Origin of the sequence: Paraburkholderia sp. MPAMCS5, assembly GCF_036016995.1 — a bacterium.
Taxonomy (GTDB): Bacteria; Pseudomonadota; Gammaproteobacteria; order Burkholderiales; family Burkholderiaceae; genus Paraburkholderia.
On sequence record NZ_JAYXBK010000007.1, the window covers coordinates 1 to 20,034 of the forward strand.

At 56.6% G+C, this 20,034-nt stretch carries 18 protein-coding genes; 10 read left to right on the forward strand and 8 right to left on the reverse strand.

Going from position 1 to position 20,034, the window contains the following annotated elements; translation table 11 throughout:
• Window positions 1-167: 167 nt before the first annotated feature.
• Together VOM14_RS17300 and VOM14_RS17305 are read left to right on the forward strand one after the other, a co-directional pair.
• Window positions 168-536 (forward strand): hypothetical protein, encoded by a 369-nt coding sequence (locus tag VOM14_RS17300; RefSeq protein WP_327629952.1) that lies wholly within the window; start codon window positions 168-170, stop codon window positions 534-536.
• A gap of 645 nt (window positions 537-1,181) precedes the next feature.
• Window positions 1,182-2,768, forward strand: a complete 1,587-nt coding sequence (locus tag VOM14_RS17305; protein WP_327629953.1) for an RNA-directed DNA polymerase — start codon at window positions 1,182-1,184, stop codon at window positions 2,766-2,768.
• 764 nt (window positions 2,769-3,532) lie between these two features.
• Here the strand turns inward: VOM14_RS17305 and VOM14_RS17310 are convergent.
• Window positions 3,533-3,955, reverse strand: a complete 423-nt coding sequence (locus VOM14_RS17310) for a helix-turn-helix domain-containing protein (protein ID WP_327629954.1) — start codon at window positions 3,953-3,955, stop codon at window positions 3,533-3,535.
• A 546-nt stretch (window positions 3,956-4,501) separates the two neighbouring features.
• Between VOM14_RS17310 and VOM14_RS17315 the strand changes: the two genes are divergently transcribed.
• From VOM14_RS17315 to VOM14_RS17330, 4 genes are read left to right on the forward strand one after another with little or no spacing between them, the layout of a single operon-like run.
• A complete protein-coding gene (locus VOM14_RS17315; protein ID WP_327629955.1) occupies window positions 4,502-5,569 on the forward strand; it encodes an N-acetyltransferase in 1,068 nt (355 codons plus the stop codon).
• The gene (locus VOM14_RS17320; RefSeq protein WP_327629956.1) at window positions 5,553-5,909 is read left to right on the forward strand and encodes an ASCH domain-containing protein; all 357 of its coding nucleotides are present in this window, start codon (window positions 5,553-5,555) and stop codon (window positions 5,907-5,909) included. The genes VOM14_RS17315 and VOM14_RS17320 overlap by 17 nt, the downstream gene beginning before the upstream one ends.
• Before the next feature lie 5 nt (window positions 5,910-5,914).
• A complete protein-coding gene (locus VOM14_RS17325; protein WP_327629957.1) occupies window positions 5,915-7,093 on the forward strand; it encodes a hypothetical protein in 1,179 nt (392 codons plus the stop codon).
• On the forward strand, window positions 7,090-7,656 hold the full coding sequence (locus tag VOM14_RS17330) for a hypothetical protein (RefSeq protein ID WP_327629958.1): 567 nt from the start codon (window positions 7,090-7,092) through the stop codon (window positions 7,654-7,656). Before VOM14_RS17325 ends, VOM14_RS17330 begins: the two co-directional genes overlap by 4 nt.
• Before the next feature lie 28 nt (window positions 7,657-7,684).
• Here VOM14_RS17330 and VOM14_RS17335 read toward each other — a convergent pair whose 3' ends face one another.
• The 6 genes from VOM14_RS17335 to dnaA all read right to left on the reverse strand — a co-directional run bounded on the left by VOM14_RS17335 (window position 7,685) and on the right by dnaA (window position 16,100).
• Window positions 7,685-8,482, reverse strand: a complete 798-nt coding sequence (locus VOM14_RS17335; RefSeq protein WP_327629959.1) for an HNH endonuclease — start codon at window positions 8,480-8,482, stop codon at window positions 7,685-7,687.
• A 109-nt stretch (window positions 8,483-8,591) separates the two neighbouring features.
• The gene (locus tag VOM14_RS17340; protein ID WP_327629960.1) at window positions 8,592-9,284 is read right to left on the reverse strand and encodes an adenylate/guanylate cyclase domain-containing protein; all 693 of its coding nucleotides are present in this window, start codon (window positions 9,282-9,284) and stop codon (window positions 8,592-8,594) included.
• A gap of 4 nt (window positions 9,285-9,288) precedes the next feature.
• Complete coding sequence (gene pycTIR / locus VOM14_RS17345; RefSeq protein WP_327629961.1) at window positions 9,289-10,200, reverse strand: Pycsar phage resistance system effector protein PycTIR; 912 nt, start codon at window positions 10,198-10,200, stop codon at window positions 9,289-9,291.
• A 405-nt stretch (window positions 10,201-10,605) separates the two neighbouring features.
• A complete protein-coding gene (gyrB, locus tag VOM14_RS17350; protein ID WP_327629962.1) occupies window positions 10,606-13,077 on the reverse strand; it encodes a DNA topoisomerase (ATP-hydrolyzing) subunit B in 2,472 nt (823 codons plus the stop codon).
• 113 nt (window positions 13,078-13,190) lie between these two features.
• Complete coding sequence (gene dnaN, locus VOM14_RS17355) at window positions 13,191-14,294, reverse strand: DNA polymerase III subunit beta (protein ID WP_102634371.1); 1,104 nt, start codon at window positions 14,292-14,294, stop codon at window positions 13,191-13,193.
• 216 nt (window positions 14,295-14,510) lie between these two features.
• A complete protein-coding gene (dnaA, locus tag VOM14_RS17360; RefSeq protein ID WP_327629963.1) occupies window positions 14,511-16,100 on the reverse strand; it encodes a chromosomal replication initiator protein DnaA in 1,590 nt (529 codons plus the stop codon).
• Window positions 16,101-16,483: 383 nt separating this feature from the next.
• On the opposite strand from dnaA, the gene rpmH reads away from it, so the two are divergent.
• The 4 genes from rpmH to yidC all read left to right on the forward strand — a co-directional run bounded on the left by rpmH (window position 16,484) and on the right by yidC (window position 19,180).
• Entirely contained in the window at window positions 16,484-16,618 is a 135-nt protein-coding gene (gene rpmH, locus VOM14_RS17365) for a 50S ribosomal protein L34 (protein WP_004198824.1), read from the forward strand.
• Window positions 16,619-16,632: 14 nt separating this feature from the next.
• The gene (locus VOM14_RS17370) at window positions 16,633-17,145 is read left to right on the forward strand and encodes a ribonuclease P protein component (protein WP_442955556.1); all 513 of its coding nucleotides are present in this window, start codon (window positions 16,633-16,635) and stop codon (window positions 17,143-17,145) included.
• Window positions 17,146-17,260: 115 nt separating this feature from the next.
• Window positions 17,261-17,491, forward strand: a complete 231-nt coding sequence (gene yidD / locus VOM14_RS17375) for a membrane protein insertion efficiency factor YidD (protein ID WP_327629965.1) — start codon at window positions 17,261-17,263, stop codon at window positions 17,489-17,491.
• A 30-nt stretch (window positions 17,492-17,521) separates the two neighbouring features.
• Complete coding sequence (yidC, locus tag VOM14_RS17380) at window positions 17,522-19,180, forward strand: membrane protein insertase YidC (RefSeq protein WP_327629966.1); 1,659 nt, start codon at window positions 17,522-17,524, stop codon at window positions 19,178-19,180.
• Window positions 19,181-19,320: 140 nt separating this feature from the next.
• Here yidC and VOM14_RS17385 read toward each other — a convergent pair whose 3' ends face one another.
• Window positions 19,321-19,728, reverse strand: a complete 408-nt coding sequence (locus VOM14_RS17385) for an XRE family transcriptional regulator (RefSeq protein ID WP_327629967.1) — start codon at window positions 19,726-19,728, stop codon at window positions 19,321-19,323.
• Window positions 19,729-20,034 lie beyond the last annotated feature (306 nt).

Sequence of the window (20,034 nt, forward strand, 5' to 3'; positions counted from 1 at the left end):
CCGCTTCGTCGACAAATCCAGACCAAGACCAAGCTGCGTCATCATGTTGCCCCTCACCAAATCCGCTCTGTTTCCAGGATAGCTCGGCAGCAACGTAATGTCAGGACTTTTGCAGATCTTCCTTAACAAGCATGGCGCTCGCTTGTGGATAAGTACGAACCTTGTTTATGGATCAACAGGTTGCGGAATCGATAAGTCTGCGCGGTAAACGTGAACAGAAACTCGGAGCCAGGGAGAACTTTTGGGGTGTCTCTTCAGGTGAGGCATTTATCAAGGTTTCGCTCACAAGGTGTCAGCGTGGTTTTACAGCGGTTGTTCAGAGGCGGGTGTGGATAAGTTGGGGGCTTTGGGGAGTGGGCGAAGCTATTGGGATCAATGGAATGACCTGGACGTCTTGGCTGTTAAGAAAAAGGCCCATAAGTTGCGAAACTTATGGGCCTTTTTTCTCAGGTTATGCAGCTATCTACAACATGCCTCTGTCGGGTGCCACAGAAAGTGAAAAGAGAGCCATTGAATTTGCTCGACTTTTTCACTAACGATGACACGCCTCGGACAGACGGTGACAGGATAAGTGAAAAGAACCGCTGTTCGTGCCACAGAATATGAAAAATTCCGAACGCAGGCCATGGATCCCCCTTTGACGGGACTCTCCGTTGCGGCCCATTGATTTCAGAGACCCACGCGGCCCGATGCTCCACCGGCGGCGTCGTGTAAGTAGGCTAGACCTACTCGACGGACGAGCCGAAACATGTTTGATTGATCCAAAGCATGTGGGATTCCAATCCCAACTCGATTCGTTGACGCTGTTGGAAAGGTCAAGATCCGGAGTCGCTCAAAGAGAGGGAGGATCGTCTTTGACCAGCATGCCGGCGTCCGGAGCGGGCCGTAGTCCGTCTGCGCGACGCATAGCAACCGAGCCAATCAACCACGGTTCTCGCCGACTACTGTCTCATGCGATTTGCATATAGAGCGTTTTGTCGACATGTTGTAACTGACCAACGACCCTTAGCGGCCACCGAAGTTTGGATCGACGTGTCCGCTACCGAAATCTAAGCGGCCTAGCAAGGATACTCGGATATCATGCACTCCATTACCGAGATACACGAACGGATTGCGCCGAGAAGACCACTGCGAATACGTGAATTGTTCGTGTCTTGCGGAGTTAAAGAGAGAACAAATCTATGCGTCACTTGCTGAGCAACGGCTATTTTCCTGCAGAGCTACCCCCACCATTTCAGAGCACCGAATACGCAAAATTCCTGACTTCCCCCCCGCCGACGGGCACCCCATATCTGGTGCCGAAAGACAAGACTCCAAATTATGTTTCGCGACCCACGACATATAATCTTGCCAGAGCTGGATCCTTGAGGCGCGTTCTCGCGATCCCCAATCTGATTAATTTTTATCAACTGGCGAGCCTAATGGACTCCAAATGGTCGACTCTTGACCGTCATTACAAAAAGTCGACTCAAGCCTTAAGCAGGCCCAAAAGGGGGCTGCCGTTTTTGTCCGGGAGGGCTTTTGAGTGGAGTCGGAGTTTTAAGGATATAGCATCCGAGCGATCAACCATTCGTTCTGGCATGCGGTATAGCTTATCGGTAGATATAAAATCATTTTATCCTTCGATCTATACACACTCAATTGCATGGGCCATGCATACAAAGGAGAAGGCGCAGGCGAATACGGGATATCATGATTTGCTGGCAAATCAATTCGATCGCCTAATACAAAACTCGCAATCGAAGCAGACTAAAGGCATTCCGATAGGACCTGACACATCTTTTTTGGTGGCGGAGTTGCTATTATCCAGCATGGATGCACTCATCAAGAAGCACGTTGGAAACCGATATTTCAGATATCTGGACGATTATGAATTTTGTTTTCGGACCTCGACTGAAGCAGACTCCGCTCTTTCTAATTTTCAGGAAATCCTTGGACGTTTCGAGCTAAACGCGAACGAGGTTAAGACCAAGATTGAAGAGCTGCCAGCTCCCTTGGAGAGTTCATGGCTGCGACAGCTCCGAGTTTTCGACATTGCTAGCCATAATTCGGCTGCCCGACAGAGAACGGATCTTTTCGATTTTTTTAATTTGAGTATCGAAATGTGGAAGCAATTTCCACAAGAGTCTGTAATCCGCTATGCAGTCACAAAAACAAGCGGAACACAGATTGCAGCGACAAGCTGGAAACTGTATCAGGAACTCCTTTTTCAATGGGCGATGGCCGAGCCAGCAGTGTTGCCGACAGTCTTGGACTTGCTTTTGGTTTACAAAAATAATGGCTACGGCATTAACTTTCCGTCGCTCGAAGAGCTATTAATTGATTTGATATCAACTCATGCGCCAAGAGGGCATACAAGCGAGGTCGCTTGGGTCTTGTGGGCGCATCTTTTGTTTGGAATTAAAATATCACCACGCGCCTCAAGAATTGTTTGCAAGTTTAATAACCCAGTTATCGCATTGCTCGCCTTACAGGCACGAAAAAACAAACTCCTTCCAGTTTCAGCCAATATTGAGGACTGGAAAAATAAAATGTCGGCAAGCGAACTATATGGTGAAAACTGGCTGCTTGCGTATGAGGCTCGTATAAAAAAGTGGCTGCCGCCACTTGCATCGAAAGAATACGTGAAATCGGCCGACGGTTTCGGATATCTCGGTTCCGCTGGGGTGTCGTTTTATGACGAAAGCAAAATAAAGACTTATTCACCTCGTGATTTAAAATTTGTGGCGCTCAAGCTCGCCCTTCGCAGCGGATCCGGTTACGCCTAGTCCTTGTGGGAAAGATGTGCAACTCTTTCAGAGCTTACGCGATGGGCTGCTAGTGGACGATTCGCCTCGAATAAGCGAAGGGGAGCACTACCCGCATGACGAACGTTCTTTATCGACTCGTGATGGGACATTCGTCAACCTGAGCCGAGCGCCAGTTCATGGCCGTTAATTGTAATCGTTGTGCAATCGACGAGAGCGTTGCGCGAGTGGCTTCACCTCGACGAGCACGAGCCCACCACTGGAAAGAGTCAGCTCGAAATCCGGCGTATACCTGCGCAACCGGGGACCATCAGGAAATAGAATCGTCCGAGGCTGTTCCCGGTAACTTGCAATCCGAGGTGATGCCTCGAATAAGTAGATGGCATCGAGCTCCAATAGACCCTCGTGGTGCACCATCCTGCCATTCTTGCGGCTGGGAAACTTGCCGCGCATGATTCCGCCCGATGGGCTAATGACCCTGCGTGCTCGGGTATGCGGGTCACTGGCGGGCCGCCGCCCGCGCCAAGTGCCGCTCCAATGGAATTCAGGCATGAGCCCTCCCCCGCCTTGCCTCGGCCAGCAGCAGAGGCGGCGTACAAATCGATGAATATCTCTGTGTTCAGGCGTAAGTACGCCCACGCCGGGTGATAAAACCGCCGGGCTAGATCACAGCCGAGGGAAACGGACTTGACGCCGTGGGGGCAGGTGACGATACTGAAGGCGACCAACCGTAGGTGTCGTCAGATGCCTACCCCCACGGGACAGGCCGCAAGGTTTGTCCCGTTTTACATGGTGGCCTCCTCTCTACGGCGGCGCTTGATTCGACGCAACGGCTCGGGTTCAGGATGCATGAGCGAGCCCTTGAGCTTGAGAATGTCGCGGATCATCTGAACCTGTGCCGGATGCAGCTTGTCGACTTGCTGCCGCAGCTCATAAAGCATCCAATACAGCCCTTGGGGACTCTCGGTATCGAGCGCAAGCTTGCGCTGCGAAGCCTCAGCGATCTGCTCCAATTCCCGTCGCTCTGCGTCGTCCATTTCGAATGCTCGCGCGAGCTTGGCCAGGAACTCTGGCGTTGGTGGCCCCTTTGTCCCGATCTCCAGCGCTGAGATATAGCTCTGCTCATAGCCCAGCATTTCCGCTAGTTCAGTCTGGCGGATAACGTGTTTCAACCTCAACTCATGGAGGTAGTGGGCGAACGGGCTCATGGCTTCTCATGCTAGGTTAACCAGCTTTGAGAGTATGAATTGCACGCCGCAGATGTCAAGACCCATATTCGCGCTAAGTGGCTGATAAAAAACGAGTTTTTGCCAAAATACTGTTTTTGGTTGCCACCAAAAGTGAAAAATGGGCCTGAGTTCAGGGAGTTAGTTCGTCCGGCGGTTACGGATTCACGGACTGACTCAGTGGTGGATTGTGGTTAAACCACCGCAAGATTTTTCGATCGTAACGGGATCTGCCTTGACGAACGAGATCTCTCAATCCGACAGGGGCCATTCGACAAGACAATGCTCCGATGACGAATCACAAGGTGTACCGGCTGCAGGCGTACCTCGGTGCGGTTGCGAGTCTCAACGATCGCTGTATGTGTACTAGAATCTCAAACACGAAGATACGCCGTCCCGATCGAGCCGTTTCGCCCACTTGGATGGCAGATAGATAACAGATGTTCGGGGTCACCGTGGATATCTCGTCCGTCTGACGCTGCGTCGATCGCGAACATAATCAGAAAAACTACCGCCCTAGGACGCGACATGCAAGATATGCTTCTTGGATTTGAAAAATTCAAAAACATTTCGCTTAGCGATCCCTTTTTCAACTCTTTGAAATCCGATTACGGTGAATTTGGTGATTGGTTTCTGAAAAAGGGTGGACATCAGGCCTATACCTTCCGGAACGCGGCGGGGCTACTCGACGGTTTCTTGTATCTCAAGCCCGAAGACGGGCCGGTTCTCGATAGCAATCCACCGCTGCCATCCTCGCGCAGGTTAAAGATCGGCACATTTAAAGTTAATCCGCACGGTACACGGCTCGGAGAGCGGTTCATCAAGAGGGCGTTCGATGTTGCTGTTCATGAAGGCGTCGACGCCCTTTATGTGACGATCTTCGCGAAACACACGGCACTCGTCGAGCTGTTTTATCGCTACGGGTTTGTGCAGCAGGCGATCAAACAGACGGGCAACGGACGGGAACTGGTTCTTGAGCGTCGCCTTGATCGTGTGTTCAACGATGTGGTGCTGGACTATCCGCGCATACCTGTGGGTGCGGGTCGCCATTTCGTCCTGTCGCTGTACCCGCAATGGCATTCCCGACTGCTTCCTGATTCCCTGTTGAGAACCGAAAGCTCTTCAATTCTGCAGGACATTTCTCACACGAACAGCATCCATAAGATTTACTTGGCGGCGATGGGTGGCATCGAGCAGCTAACGCGAGGTGACACTTTGCTGATTTATAGGACTGCGGATGGTGGGCCCGCGTACTACACCTCGGTCGCTACTTCGCTGTGCGTCGTCGAAGAGTTGACGAATGTCAATAACTTTGCCACCGTCGAACGGTTCTTAGCCTACTGCGCCCCGTACAGCATCTTCTCCGAATCAGAGCTGCGCAGCTTCTATCAGAGCAGACGTTACCCTTGGGTCATCCGGTTCACATACAATCTTGCGTTTCACCGACGCCCGAATCGCAAGGCGCTGGTTGAACAGGTCGGGATCAATCCCAGTATTTACTGGGGCTTCTTCCAGATTTCAACACCGCAACTTAAACAAATCCTCCAGCTTTCCGGTGACTATGAAAAAGCGAGTTCTCTTGTCTATTCATCCTGAATATGCAAACGCAATCTTCGCCGGCGAGAAAGGGTTTGAGTTCCGACGGGTAATTTTCAAAGAGGAAGTGAGCCAGGTTGTTGTCTACGCGACGTCTCCCGTTTCGCGGGTCATAGGTCACTTCAAGATTGACGGAATTTACCAAGATACGCCTAGCAAACTTTGGACTAAGACCGAGGCTCGGGCGGGTGTCACAAAGGAGATGTTCGACGCGTATTTCAAAGACCGGGTGAAAGGTTTCGCGATCAAGGTTTCTGAGCCGATTCGCTTCGCCCGACCTCAACCCCTGTCCAAGTATCTGCAGTCCAACATTCCGCCGCAGTCATTCTGCTACATCTGAAGCCAATGGCAACCAGTAACACACCTTCTACCTACGGCCTGCTTTGTTTTGCGCGCGGCGGCCAGCCGCCGTCCAGTCCGGTAGCAGCACATAGTCAGTCCGCTTCCACATTGCCTGAGCTTCACCTGAATATTTGGGAGCGTGACCCGGACCGGCGTTCAAAAAATCCAGATTCCTTTCTGGATATCGGCCTGATGCTGGATCTGGGTGAACCAGCGGACTCCATCGAGCTAGTTTTTCCGCAGAAGCTTCCTGCCGCATCAATCGTTGACCTGTCCCCAACTCTGGCATACGTCCAGGCGATTCCCGCGATCTTCAACGAAAGCTGGGCGATCGTACACGTCGGGTCACAGGGTTCAGACTCGGTGGTCTACGACCCCACTAACGTGGGCAGGAGTTTCGCCGTGGTCAGCATCAATGGGGCGATCACGGAAACCCGGCATGCGGGACATGAAGCGCTATCAATTTCCGTATCAGAGCTGGTGGCACGGGCAAATGCCGTGGCGCAGTCGGCGGGGCGAGAAATCGAACGTGTGTATGTCCGCTTCAGATTACTCGAGTTTAAGAAACAGTATTACTGCGTTGGTGCCGGCGAGCGAACAAACGATTGGTGGCAACCCTCCTGGCAAAGAACGGAAGACATCGATTTCCGCCTGAACGTCAGGCGCGGCGCACCTCCGCGTCTTGAAAGCCAGATCGGACGCTTTCTCGAATTCTCAAAGGTACACCTTTTTCTGATGCGGTCACGTGATAAGGACATCGTCTTTCAGGACAAGCTGTTTAAGGCTTCCCGGTCTCTTGAGGACGAAGATTTTTGGGCACAGTATCTAATATTCGGTACAAAGCTGTCCCGCGAAACCAGCCTCAAGCGTGTGCAAAGTAGCTTGGGTTATCATTGGAAGGCGGCAGGATCCGAGCCCGTTGAGGAATTCGGAACTCTCGCAAGATTTAAAATTGTGGAGTTCGGAATCGGGAAGTTTATGGCGGTCGCGTTGATCGTCGGCGCGATGGGAAACATGCTCTGGGACGGCGTCAAGGACGTGTGCGGTTTGCTGACAGCACACGGTAACGAGCATGCGGTAACGACGGGTGTGGATGAGACGCAGACGTCCGTTCGCATAGCGGGCTCACGGGCAACTGCTAGCGGCATCAAGGAGCCGGCAAAGAAAAGGGGGGGTGGATGAACTATCTGCTTACGAAGGCTTCCCTCGAACAGAGTCCTTGGCTACTGGACGAAGTCCTGAGGCTCGCATCCGAAGATGTCGAATTCTTGCGGCTGAATTACCCGCATTTCGATAACTGGTTTGCGACAAAGGTCATCCCAGGGATACGCCAGGGAGAGCGGACGTTGCTGCTCGAGCGGAGACTTGACGCTGGTACGGTCGGACTTCTAATCGTGAAACATACGGCCATTGAAAAGAAGCTGTGCACGCTTCGCGTCCGCCGGAACTTCGAAAGCAAGGGACTGGGGGTGCGTCTCTTTCAAACGGCGTTCCACTTGCTCGAGACGGAGCAGCCGCTGCTATCGGTATCCGCATTAGCAGCGCCGAGGTTTGAACGTCTTTTCAGATATTTCGGCTTCGCACAAGAAGCGGTGTACCAAGAACGGTATCTTCCGAATGTAGACGAATATTCATATAACGGGCTTCTGGAGCCTGCAAGCACGTACCGCGATTTCCAAGCAAATTCAGACGATTGCGCGCCATTGTCGATTCATAGCGGCCACCGTCCCATACACACTCTGTAGAACGAGTATCGACAATGGCATCCGTGCCTCACTCGCCGGACGGCGGAGCGTTTTTGCCCGAATACAAAGGGCTCGCACCATCACTTTTCGCTAGCCATGCGCGGTATCCATCAACATCGGGGCCTCCAATGTTGATGGCGAGTTCCAGTCCGTATAACGCTAATACGAAATACAACTCGCCTAGCTCCGTGTAAAGAAAATCGTATTCATGCACCACTTGAACGTTATCGCCGCGTTCATCGTTCCAGCGGTGGTTGATGTCGTAAATTCTTCGCGAATGGTGCGGCCACGCCTTTGGTTGTCCAACCCGTGCTAATTTCCTGATTGGATCGAAACAAACCTCATCGATCACATAGTCCAGACCGCCTGGAAAATTCAGGAGCCGCTGCGCTAGTGCTTCTATTGCGACTTTCGCCAGAAATCGAGACACGATTTGGGCCGCGGGAGGTTCTGTCTCGGCCGGCAGCACCAATGTGCTGCTTTTCCCACTCAAGATTTCGTCAAAGGCCTGCGGAGGAAGGGCAACGGATGCGACGAATGGCCCTTCTACATGACGGCGCATGCGAACTACGTGCCCCGGCAGAATTAGGCCATCAATTTCCGGAATTCGTCCGCGCTTGTTGGGTACAGCTTCGTGGAACCGCAAATGCGTAAGCGCTGGCGAGTCCAGAAGAGGTTTCTCCACGTTTCGCGCGAAGTAATTGTTACACTTGTCGCAAACCACGCGTCTTGGAAGAATTTGTTCCGTATTCCACAGGCTTTCGGGAATGATGTGTTCTACGCTCTGGGAATCAGAAGAATCTGCCTTGCAAAAAATGCAACGCATGGAATCCCTCACTTGATGTAAGAAACGACAAAGGCGTTGGTGGAGTACCGTACAGCCGTGCACTATTGAAACTGAACCGCCCTGCGCTGACTAGTCAGCTCATGTCGCATTACCCCAACGTTTGCCACCACCAGGTGGAGCGATAGATATTCGTGCCCTTCAGATCGCCGCAAGCCTCCCACATGTTTGTCCCGTTGCTGAACTTCATGGAATCGTTCATGTTGCTGTAAATGGCCTCAGTGATGTACTTGGAATGGCTGGACGGCATGGCCGACAGCTTGGCGGCATAGTTGGCGGCACGGCCGACCCAGACCAGATCATTCGCCCCCCGCACGCCGGTCTTAGCAACAAACAGCTTGCTCGTATCGATGCCGCAGACATGTTTTAGCTCGAATGCCGTCTTTGTGTAGAAGCCGTTAAAGGCACTTTGGACGATGTTGCGCGCGGCCCAAGCGATTTTCATCGAGGTCCGAACCGCGTTGGTGTTCTTTGAATCGCCGATGTAGACCGCCATGATGCGGTCACCGTCATAGGCGGTGATTTCGCCTCCTTCGGACCGGATTATTTTCGCGCAGCAATGCAGGAAGGTCTTATAGACCTCCGCTGCAAACTGTGGCGTGTAGTAGTTCACCATATCGGTTGAATCAGCCAAATCCGCATATAGTACGGTGGCCTCGATCTCGACGCCGTCGTTGCCGAGAGTCACGGAATTGTCGCTCGGAACCACGTTGCCGTTTCGAGTCGTCCACGTTGAACGAACGATTTTGCTAATTTCTGCTTCGAGGTCTGCTTGTAGCGTCATGTTTTTATGCGATCGCGCCGAAGCTAAGAATGTGATTGCGAAGGGCGTTGCAGGCGGGACCGAACTTCGCTTCGGTATCGGCTTTGGGATCGTAGACATAGGGGATGGTGGTGATCCCTGCCATGTCGCTCGGCAGCTTTACGCCCTCCCCGCGCGGCTCCATCAAAATGGCTCGTTTCCGGCCCAGTCTGCCCATAAACAGGCCGAGCTCGAAGATGACGTTGTCGCGGGGGGCCGGCCATTCCGTGCCCCGGCTGGTGGTGCTGTCATCACCGTGTGCGATTGCCACCGCGAAATCGCACTGGTCCAACTCTTTTTCAATGTCATCGAGCGTGTACGAGGCAATCTTGAAAACGCCTTGGTTCCACGGCACGGTCAGAAACGGATCGCGGGCGAATTGATCCTGCAGCAGCCGCGCAACCGGGATGGCCTCCGCGCTCGAAATCACGAAAACCCTGATTTTTTCGCGCTTAGCACCGACGAGGAGGTTTCGTTCCATCAGCCGCTTCGATAACGCTTTCGCCATACGCCGCCACATATCCGGGTAACGCGATCCAAGATCCGAAAGCTGCGCTTCGGTGATCTTGGCGACAAGTGCGTCCCCGGTCGCACTCACCGTTGCGGAGCGTCGCTGGATTGGTTCGACGGCCGCCATTTCCCCAACTGAATCGCCTGGCCCGCGCTGCTGTACACGGGTTGCGTTCACTGTGATATCGAACGTGCCGGCGATGATGAAATACAGGTCGTTGTCGGTGGCGTCCTGCTCAATGATGGACTGGCCGGCCTTGACCTCAATCAGTTCTGCCATATCGGCCAGCTCCGTCGCCAGCGCATTGTCGCCGCCGACGAGCTTCTGATTAAGGAAAGCCTCCGTACGCAGCCGTTTTCCAGCCTCCCCCGAAAATCTCTCGATCATTTTTCTCTCCTCGTCCTCATCGTCGTGTCATGCGAGACGGCGACGAGAGACTATCACTGATTATTTGACGAAATTGGGCTCGAATAGGGTCGCGTGTCGGGAGCCAGTGTCATGTGGGTCGGCCGTGCTCCGCTCCTGTGCTGCGAACAAAGCTCCACGGTTAATACCGTGACTTACTACCTTCCTGACTTCGCTGTCTCAACATTCCGTTTTCTGCAGTCTCGCGAAACATAACCGAGTCGCACCAATTCGGTACCGCTACGGAACATTGCCATCTGTCAAAAAAAACGCCCGGACAAAGCCGGGCGTTTCCATGATCCGATCCTGTCGGATCTTTCCACTATCTGTGGCAGCAATTTTTCAGTTAGCTGGCACAGTTTTCACTTTCGATGGCATACGACAGCCTCAAACATCAATATTCCCAGCCCTCAACGCATTCGATTCAATAAACGCGCGACGCGGCTCCACGTCATCACCCATCAGCGTAGTAAAGATGCCATCAGCCGCAATAGCATCCTCGATCTGCACCCGAAGCAAGCGACGCACCGCCGGGTCCATCGTCGTTTCCCAAAGCTGCTCGGGATTCATCTCGCCGAGCCCCTTATAGCGTTGCTTGGAAACGTTGCGTTCGGCGTCGGCCAACAACCACTTCATCGCCGACTTGAAGTCGGTCACAGCCATACTGCGCTCACCACGTTTAATCACAGCACCCGCCTGGATCAAACCCTTGAACGTATTGGCCGTATTCACCAACTGCTGGAAATCAGCCGTGAGCTGAAATTCTTCGTCGAGCACGGAGATTTTCTGATTCCCGTGATGCGTCCGGGCAACCTTCAGCGAGCGCAGTTCGCGCACCGGGTCGTACATCGTGGTCACAGTCACTTCGGGCTTCAAGGCATCATCGCGCAGCTTTGCTTGCAATGCCTGAGCCGATGCCTCAGCCGCCGCCTCGCTGGAGAGATCGATCGTCACGCCATCCATCACAGCCTCGAGCGCGCCGGCGTCATACAACCGGCTCAACCGATTGACCACCGCTTGCGCGAGCAAGTAAGCGCGAGCCAGTTCACCCAACGCATCGCCGGTAATCGCAGTGGCATTCTCGGAAGGCAACAACTCCGATCCCTGCAGCGCGAGCTTCAGAATGTGAGCATTAACCTCGGTTTCATCCTTCAGATACCGCTCGTCCTTACCCGCCTTGATCTTGTACAGCGGCGGCTGCGCGATGTAGATATATCCGCGCTCGATCATCTCCGGCATCTGCCGATAGAAGAACGTCAGCAGCAGCGTGCGAATGTGCGCGCCGTCCACGTCAGCATCGGTCATGATGATGATGCGGTGATAGCGCAGCTTGTCGAGGTTGTAGTCTTCCTTGCCGATGCCGCAGCCAAGCGCCGTAATCAGCGTCACGATCTGCTCCGAAGAAAGCAGCTTGTCGTAGCGCGCTTTCTCCACGTTGAGCACCTTGCCGCGCAGCGGCAAGATCGCCTGGAACTTCCGGTCGCGGCCCTGCTTTGCCGACCCGCCTGCCGAGTCGCCCTCGACGATATAAATCTCCGACTTCGCCGGATCTTTCTCCTGGCAGTCCGCGAGTTTTCCAGGCAGACCGACGCCGTCCAGCACGCCCTTGCGACGCGTCATTTCACGCGCCTTGCGAGCCGCGTCGCGCGCGCGCGCGGCATCGACGATCTTGCTGCAAATAATCTTCGCGTCGTTCGGCGTTTCCAGCAGGAACTCTTCGAGCGCCTTGGCGACCACGTCTTCCACCGGCGCGCGCACTTCCGACGACACCAGCTTGTCCTTCGTCTGCGCGCTGAACTTCGGTTCGGGCACCTTCACCGACAGCACGCACGACAGCCCTTCGCGCATGTCGTCGCCGGACGTCTCGACCTTCGCCTTCTTGGCGACTTCGTGATCGGCAATGTACTTGTTCAACACGCGCGTCATGGCCGCGCGCAAGCCGGTCAGGTGGGTGCCGCCGTCGCGCTGCGGAATGTTGTTCGTGAAGCACAGCACGTTTTCGTTGTAGCTGTCGTTCCACTGCATGGCCACTTCCACGCCCACGCCGTCTTTCTCGCCGCTCACGTGGAAAATGGTCGGGTGCAGCACGCTCTTGGTCTTGTTGATGTACTCGACAAAACCCTTCACGCCGCCGACAAACGCGAAATCGTCTTCCTTGCCCGAGCGCTGGTCGCACAACCGGATGCGCACGCCGTTATTCAGGAACGACAGTTCGCGAATCCGCTTGGCCAGAATGTCGTAGTGGTATTCGACATTGCCGAAGATCGTTTCGTCGGCCATGAAATGCACTTCGGTGCCGCGATTTTCGGTCTCGCCCACCACCGGAATAGGCGACACCGCCACGCCGTCGATTTCTTCGATCACGCGGTTCTGCGGCACGCCACGGTGAAATTCCATGAAGTGCTTCTTGCCGTCGCGGCGCACCGTGAGGCGCAGCCACGCCGACAGCGCGTTCACGCACGACACGCCCACGCCGTGCAGGCCGCCCGACACCTTGTAGCTGTTCTGGTCGAACTTGCCGCCGGCATGCAGCTCGGTCATCACGATTTCGGCGGCGCTGCGCTTCGGCTCGTGCTTGTCGTCCATCTTCAGGCCGGTCGGCACGCCGCGGCCGTTGTCGGTGATCGAGATGGAGTTGTCCGCGTGAATGATCACCTGGATGTCGTTGCAGTACCCGGCCAACGCTTCGTCGATCGAGTTGTCGAGCACTTCGAACACGAGGTGATGCAAACCGGTGCCATCCGATGTATCCCCGATGTACATCCCCGGCCGCTTGCGCACCGCCTCCAGACCTTCAAGGATCTGAATGGACGAAGCGCCGTAGCTGTTGTCGGGTTGCGTATTGTTCGTTTCAGTCATGGATTTTTTCCGGTTCTGCATTACTGCTGGGTTGCTGCTCGGGACTTTTCAAAACGCCATAAAAACGCCAAAGGGGCGCTGCGCCCCTTGGTGTGTTCCTGGTATTGGACGCGTCAGATGCGCATCGGCATCACCACGTATTTGAATTCGTCGTTCTCGGGAATCGTGATCAGCGCGCTGGAACTGGCGTCGCCGAGGCTCACTTGCAGCATGTCGACCTTCAGGTTCGCGAGCACGTCGAGCAGATACGTGACGTTGAACCCGATATCGACGCTGTCGCCGTCGTACGCGATTTCCAGTTCTTCCTGCGCCTCTTCCTGATCGGCGTTGGTGGACATGATCTTCAACTGGCCCGGCTCGATGATGCAGCGCACGCCCTTGAACTTGTCCGACGTCAGAATCGCGGCGCGTTGCAGCGAACGCTGCAGTTCTTCACGGCCAATCACGAACTGATTCTTGTGCGACTTCGGAATCACGCGCTGGAAGTCGGGGAACTTGCCTTCCACCAGCTTGGACACCAGTTCGACCTGACCGAAGGTGAACTTCACCTGCGTTTGCGCGATGTCGATCTTCAGCGTGTCGTCGATATCTTCCAGAAGACGTTGCAGTTCCAGGATCGTCTTGCGCGGAATGATGACTTCCTGGCGCGCAAACGAGCCCTCGATTTTCATCGACGAAAATGCCAGACGGTGACCGTCTGTTGCGACTGCCATCAGCTGGTCGCCGTCTACGACCAGCAGCATGCCGTTCAGGTAGTAGCGGATGTCCTGCTGGGCCATCGAAAAATGGACCATGCCGAGCAACTGGCGGAACGTCTTTTGGGGAACCACGAGGCTCGCGCCGTAGTCTTTAGCTTGCGCGACCGTCGGGAATTCGTCGGCGGCGAGCGTTTGCAGCGCGAAACGGCTCTTGCCGGATTGCACCGTCAGACGCTTGTCGTTCAGCGTAAGCGTGACCTGGCCGTCGGGCATGGCGCGCAGAATGTCGAGGAGCTTTCTCGCTGCCACCGTGGTCGCCACCGAATCGCCGCCCACGCCGAAATCGGCGCGCGTGGTGATCTGCAACTCGAGGTCGGTCGACAGGAACGACACGTCCGGGCCGTTCTTGGTAATCAGCAAATTGGCGAGGATCGGCAACGTATGGCGGCGTTCGACGATGCCGCTCACGGTTTGCAGCGGCCTGAGGAGGTTATCGCGTTCGGTCTTGACCAGTTGCATAGAGTTCCTTCGTTGATATAACGGCCTGCGCGCCTGGACAGCATTTCCGGCACGCAGCCGCAGCTCCCCGCCGGCGCCACGCAGCGCCCGTCACGGCGTGAAATCCGCCCGCGGCCGCCGGGCGGTTAAACCTGTATTGTGCCTGAAAACGGAACCGCCTCACTAAAATGGGGGCGAGTTTGAAAATAAACAGGTCGATTTTCCCGTCCGCGCCGCTCAGCCTTTCAGCGTCTGCTCCAGCACGTGCAATTCGTGGTTCAGTTGCGCGTCCTTGCTGCGCTCGTCGGCAATCTTGCGCACCGCGTGCAGCACCGTGGTGTGGTCGCGCCCGCCGAACAGCTCGCCGATTTCCGGCAGGCTTTTCTGCGTGAGTTCCTTGGCCAGATACATCGCGATCTGCCGCGGCCGCGCGATGTTCGCCGGACGTTTCTTCGAATACATGTCCGCGACCTTGATGCTGTAGAAATCAGCCACGGTCTTCTGGATGTTTTCCACCGAAATCTGCCGGTTCTGCACCGTCAGCAGATCTTTCAGCGCTTCTTTCGTCAGTTCGATGGTGATTTCGCGGCCATGAAACTTCGAGTACGCGAGGATCTTGCGCAGCGCGCCTTCCAGCTCGCGCACGTTGGAGCGCAAATGCTTGGCGACGAAAAACGCGACGTCTTCATTCAGGCTCACGAACTCCGACTGCGCCTTGCGCATCAGGATCGCGACGCGCATTTCCAGCTCGGGCGGCTCGATCGCGACCGTCAGACCGGAGTCGAAGCGCGAGATCAGGCGGTCGTCGATACCCGAAATTTCCTTCGGATAGGTGTCGCTGGTGATGATCACCTGCGCCTTGTTCGCGACCAGCGCCTCGAACGCGTAGAAGAATTCCTCCTGCGTACGCGACTTGCCGGAAAAGAACTGAATATCGTCGATCAGCAGCAGATCGAGCGAGTGGTAGTAGCGCTTGAAGTCGTCGAACGCCTTGCGCTGATAGGCCTTCACCACGTCGGACACGTACTGTTCCGCGTGGATGTAGCGAATCCGCGCGCCGGCCTTGTCCATCAGCAACTGGTTGCCGATTGCGTGGATCAGGTGAGTCTTGCCGAGACCCACGCCGCCATACAGAAAGAGCGGGTTGTACGAGATGCCGGGATTGTCCGCGACCTGGATCGCGGCAGCGCGTGCGAGCTGGTTCGCCTTACCCGTCACGAAGTTGTCGAAAGTCAGCACCGGGTTCAGCTTGGAGCGCTCGTACATCGAGTCGTTGTCGCCGCTGCCGTTCGCGCCCGCGCCCTGGCCCGGACGCCATGAGCGGCGCGCCGCCGCGGCCTCGTTCGCGTCGAGGCTCGGCAAATCGAGGTCGGCTGCGTCTTCGGCCGCCGCCGTGCGGGCGCTGGCGTTTTGCGCTCCGAGCGCCGCGTTCGACGGATTCGCGCGCGCGGCGTGCGCCGCCTGCACCGCGCCAACGGCGGCGTCCACCGCCGCGCCGCCGCCCGAATTGCCGCCGACAGCCGCAGACGACGAACCCGCGCGCGCCGGAGCCGGAGTCGCCGCGGGCGCGCGCATGCCGGCTTTCGGGTCCAGGACGAATTGCACGTCGACCGGCGCATTCCAGAAATCGCGGGCCATATCGGCGATGCGGCCGGAGAACTGGCTCTTGACCCAGTCGAGCTTGAAGCGGTTCGGCGCGGCAATGCTGAGCGTGTTCGCAGCGGCGTCGAAGGCGACCGGGGCCAACGGTTTGATCCACGTCACATACTGCTGGGGCGTGAGTTCACGCTCCAGCAATGCGGAACAGTGTTGCCAGAATTCGTTCATCAAGGTGCTGTCGTTATGGTGTGCACGGCGTTCGCCGCTGCCCCCGTCGCGCGCACGCAACAAGGCCCGAAGCAGCCAGGCGTAACAGCCCCAGGCGCCTGTGCCACAAGGGTTTGCGGGGCAAGCGAGCCGGAGCGGCGTGCATCATTTTTGGGAAGTAAGGCGAGATTCTAACGCCAAATCGAAGGCGAAAGTGAGTTATCCACAGGGACGGATCATCCCGCGAAGCGGATCGCACGCGCCGGCGGCATCGGCTAAAGTATTGACGGTCAACGAAAAACCGGTTTAAATAGCGGGTTCCGCGAAAACCAATTCAGCGAACCTCCGGCCATTGCGCTTTCAGCGATGATCGCGCGGTTTTTTTTCGATCAAGTGAGAGCAACATGAAACGTACTTACCAACCTTCCGTTACCCGTCGCAAGCGCACCCACGGCTTCCGCGTTCGCATGAAGACCGCTGGCGGCCGCAAGGTCATCAACGCACGTCGCGCGAAGGGCCGCAAGCGCCTCGCGATCTAAGGCAGGCGAGCGGATTGCGCGCTCTGTCTGTGCCAGGCCAGACTGTGCCAGGTGACGCCCGCGGCGAAGCGGGACCGGCAGAGGCGCCGCAGCAGGGCTCCGTACCGTTGCGAGCGCAAGCCGCCTTCCCAAAAGCCGCAAGGCTACTGAAAACGGATGAATTTTCATCCGTTTTTCGTTTGCGCCCATGGCGCCGCACTGCGCACTTCGTCGTGTACGGGCGGCCCACCGGCAATGACGCTCGCCTCGGTCTCGTGATCGGCAAGAAGTATGCGCCGCGCGCGGCCACGCGTAATCTGGTACGTCGAATCGCGCGTGAAGCCTTCCGGCTGCGGCGCGCGGAATTCGGCGGTTGGGATGTGCTGCTGCGTTTGCACACGCGCTTTGACAGGAAAGCTTTGCCGAGCGCCTCGTCGCCGCCGTTGAAGTCGCTGTGCCGCAGTGAAATCGAGGCGCTGCTCGACAAGGCAGCGCGCGAAATTGCCCGTCGTCAGGCGCCGCCCGCGGAAGCGCCTGCAACGGAATGACGCTCAAGTGACCGCCCGCTTTCCCGTTCAGGCCGCCGGTGCATCGCCGGCAGCCCCGGCCGGCGGGCGTCGTCCGGTACTCCACGTTGCGCGGCGCCGTCCGGCCGCACCAGCCATGCAAACGGTACTCATCGCTTTATTGCGCTTTTACAAGCTCGCCGTGAGCCCCATGCTCGGCAGCCGGTGCCGTTTTTACCCTTCCTGCTCTGATTACGCGCGCGAAGCAATCCAGTATCATGGCGCCGCGCGCGGGACTTATCTCGCCGCCAGGCGTATTTGCCGCTGCCACCCGTTTTCCGCGGGCGGCATCGATCTTGTCCCGCCTCCCACTTCTGAAAAGCGCTGACGCGCCGTTCCATCGACACTGAGACAACGCATGGATATCAAACGCACCGTCCTATGGGTCATCTTTTTCATGTCAGCGGTCATGCTGTTCGACAACTGGCAACGCGACCACGGACGCCCGTCGATGTTTTTCCCGAGCGCCACGCCGACTAAAACCGTCGGTAGCGCCGCACCGGGAACCACGACGCCGGGAACCCAGCCCGCCGATTTGCCGGCCACCAACGCAGCAGCACCGGCCAACACGCCGGCGGCCGCCCAATCGCAACTGATCAAGTTCAGCACCGACGTCTATAGCGGCGAGATCGACACTCGCGGCGGCACGCTGTCGAAGCTGTCGCTCGTCAAGCAAGGCGACGGCAAGCAGCCGGATCTGGTCATCACGCTGTTCGACCGCACCGCCAATCACACGTATCTGGCGCGCACAGGCTTGCTCGGCGGCGATTTCCCGAATCACAACGACATCTACACGCCGCTGCCGAATCAGCCGCACGATCTGACGGGCGACGCCAAGTCGTTCCAGCTCAGCTTCGAGTCACCTGAGAAGGGCGGCGTGAAGGTCATCAAGACCTACACGTTCACGCGCGGCAGCTATGTGATCGGCGTCGATACGAAGATCCAGAACGTCGGCAGCACGCCGGTGAGCCCGTCGGTTTACATGGAACTGGTGCGCGACGACCAGCCGGTGGAAACTCCGCGCTTCTCGCACACGTTCATTGGGCCGGCGGTCTACACCGACCAGCATCACTTCCAGAAGATGACGTTCGGCGACATCGACAAGAACAAGGAAGATTTCGCCAAACAGGCGGATAACGGCTGGATTGCGATGGTGCAGCATTACTTCGCGTCGGCCTGGATTCCGCAGCAAGGTGCGAAGCGCGACATCTATGTCGAGAAGATCGATCCGGCGCTGTATCGCGTCGGCGTGAAGCAGGCAGTCGCGACGCTGGCGCCGGGCCAGACGGTCGACGTGTCCGCGCGTCTTTTCGCCGGCCCGGAAGAAGAGCGCATGCTCGAAGGCATCGCGCCGGGTCTGGAACTGGTGAAGGACTACGGCTGGGTGACGATCATCGCGAAGCCGCTCTTCTGGTTGCTCGAAAAGATTCACAGCTATGTCGGCAACTGGGGCTGGTCGATCGTGCTGCTCACGCTGCTGATCAAGGCGGTGTTCTTCCCGCTGTCGGCCGCGAGCTACAAGTCGATGGCGCGCATGAAGGCGATCACGCCGCGCATGCAGGCGCTGCGCGAACGCTTCAAGGGCGATCCGCAAAAGATGAATTCCGCGCTCATGGAGCTTTACAAGACCGAGAAGGTGAATCCGTTCGGCGGCTGTCTGCCGGTCGTGATCCAGATTCCGGTGTTCATTTCGCTGTACTGGGTGCTGCTGTCGTCGGTGGAAATGCGCGGCGCGCCGTGGATTCTCTGGATTCACGATCTGTCGCAACAAGACCCGTTCTTCATCCTGCCGGTGCTGATGGCCGTCTCGATGTTCCTGCAGACGAGGCTCAACCCGACTCCGCCGGACCCGGTTCAGGCCAAGATGATGATGTTCATGCCGATCGCATTCTCGGTCATGTTCTTCTTCTTCCCGGCCGGTCTGGTGCTGTACTACGTGGTGAACAACGTGCTGTCGATCGCACAGCAGTACTACATCACGCGCATGATGGGTCAATCGAAGACGAAGCCGGCCTGATGTTGGTGAAGGCGCAAGTGGCGCGCTAAGCGCGCCACACAAACGGCGCTTCAGCTTCGGCTTCAGCCGCAAAAAAAGCCGCCCGGTGCAATGAACCGGGCGGCTTTTTTATGAACTCGGTTTGCTTGCCGAAGCTGGCGTTATTCTTCTTCAGCGTCCTCGCCGTAGAAGCGCCCGATCATCTCTTCGACGAGAAAGCGATCTTTCGGCGTCAGCGACGCAATCTTCGAAGCAAGCTCGATGGTTTCCTGCGAAGGCGGATATTTCTCGCCGCGCGCCATGGGTCTGGCGCTCGTGCCGGGCGAAGGTCCATAGTGGAGCCAATGCTCCTTGACGTTCAACCACTCAGCCAGCGTGCGCAACTTGTCGGGCTTGGGGATTGTCGTGCCCGTGAGCCACTTGTGCGCGGTTTGCGGCGTAACCGGACGATCGCCGCGATAGCGAAGATTGAACTGTTCGGCGAGTTTGGTCCCGCCGCGAATTTTCAACGGCTCCAGACTTTCCTTCAGTCTCTTGGAGAAGGCGGCTTTTTCTTTGAGGGTCGGCATGGGCCAGATTGTGCAATTCAGCGTCCTCCCCGTTGACAACCAATCAAGCTCATGTTTTGCTTATTTGAGATAGTTTTAGCTCGCACGCCGCTGGGAACATGCTCTTTGGCGGGATGTCAATTTTTGCGAATTTTCTCTATGTGGTGGGGCTTCCGACGATCCATCCCTCTTCTGAGGTCTCAGTTTGTCCTAGACGCGCGGTAACAATCCTAGCTTGTTTAAGATCAATCTTAATCGCGACGCCAAAGCGCGTGCAACGCCCACGACGAGCGTCGGTGGCCGGCTCGCGCGTGGCCCCGCGTTACA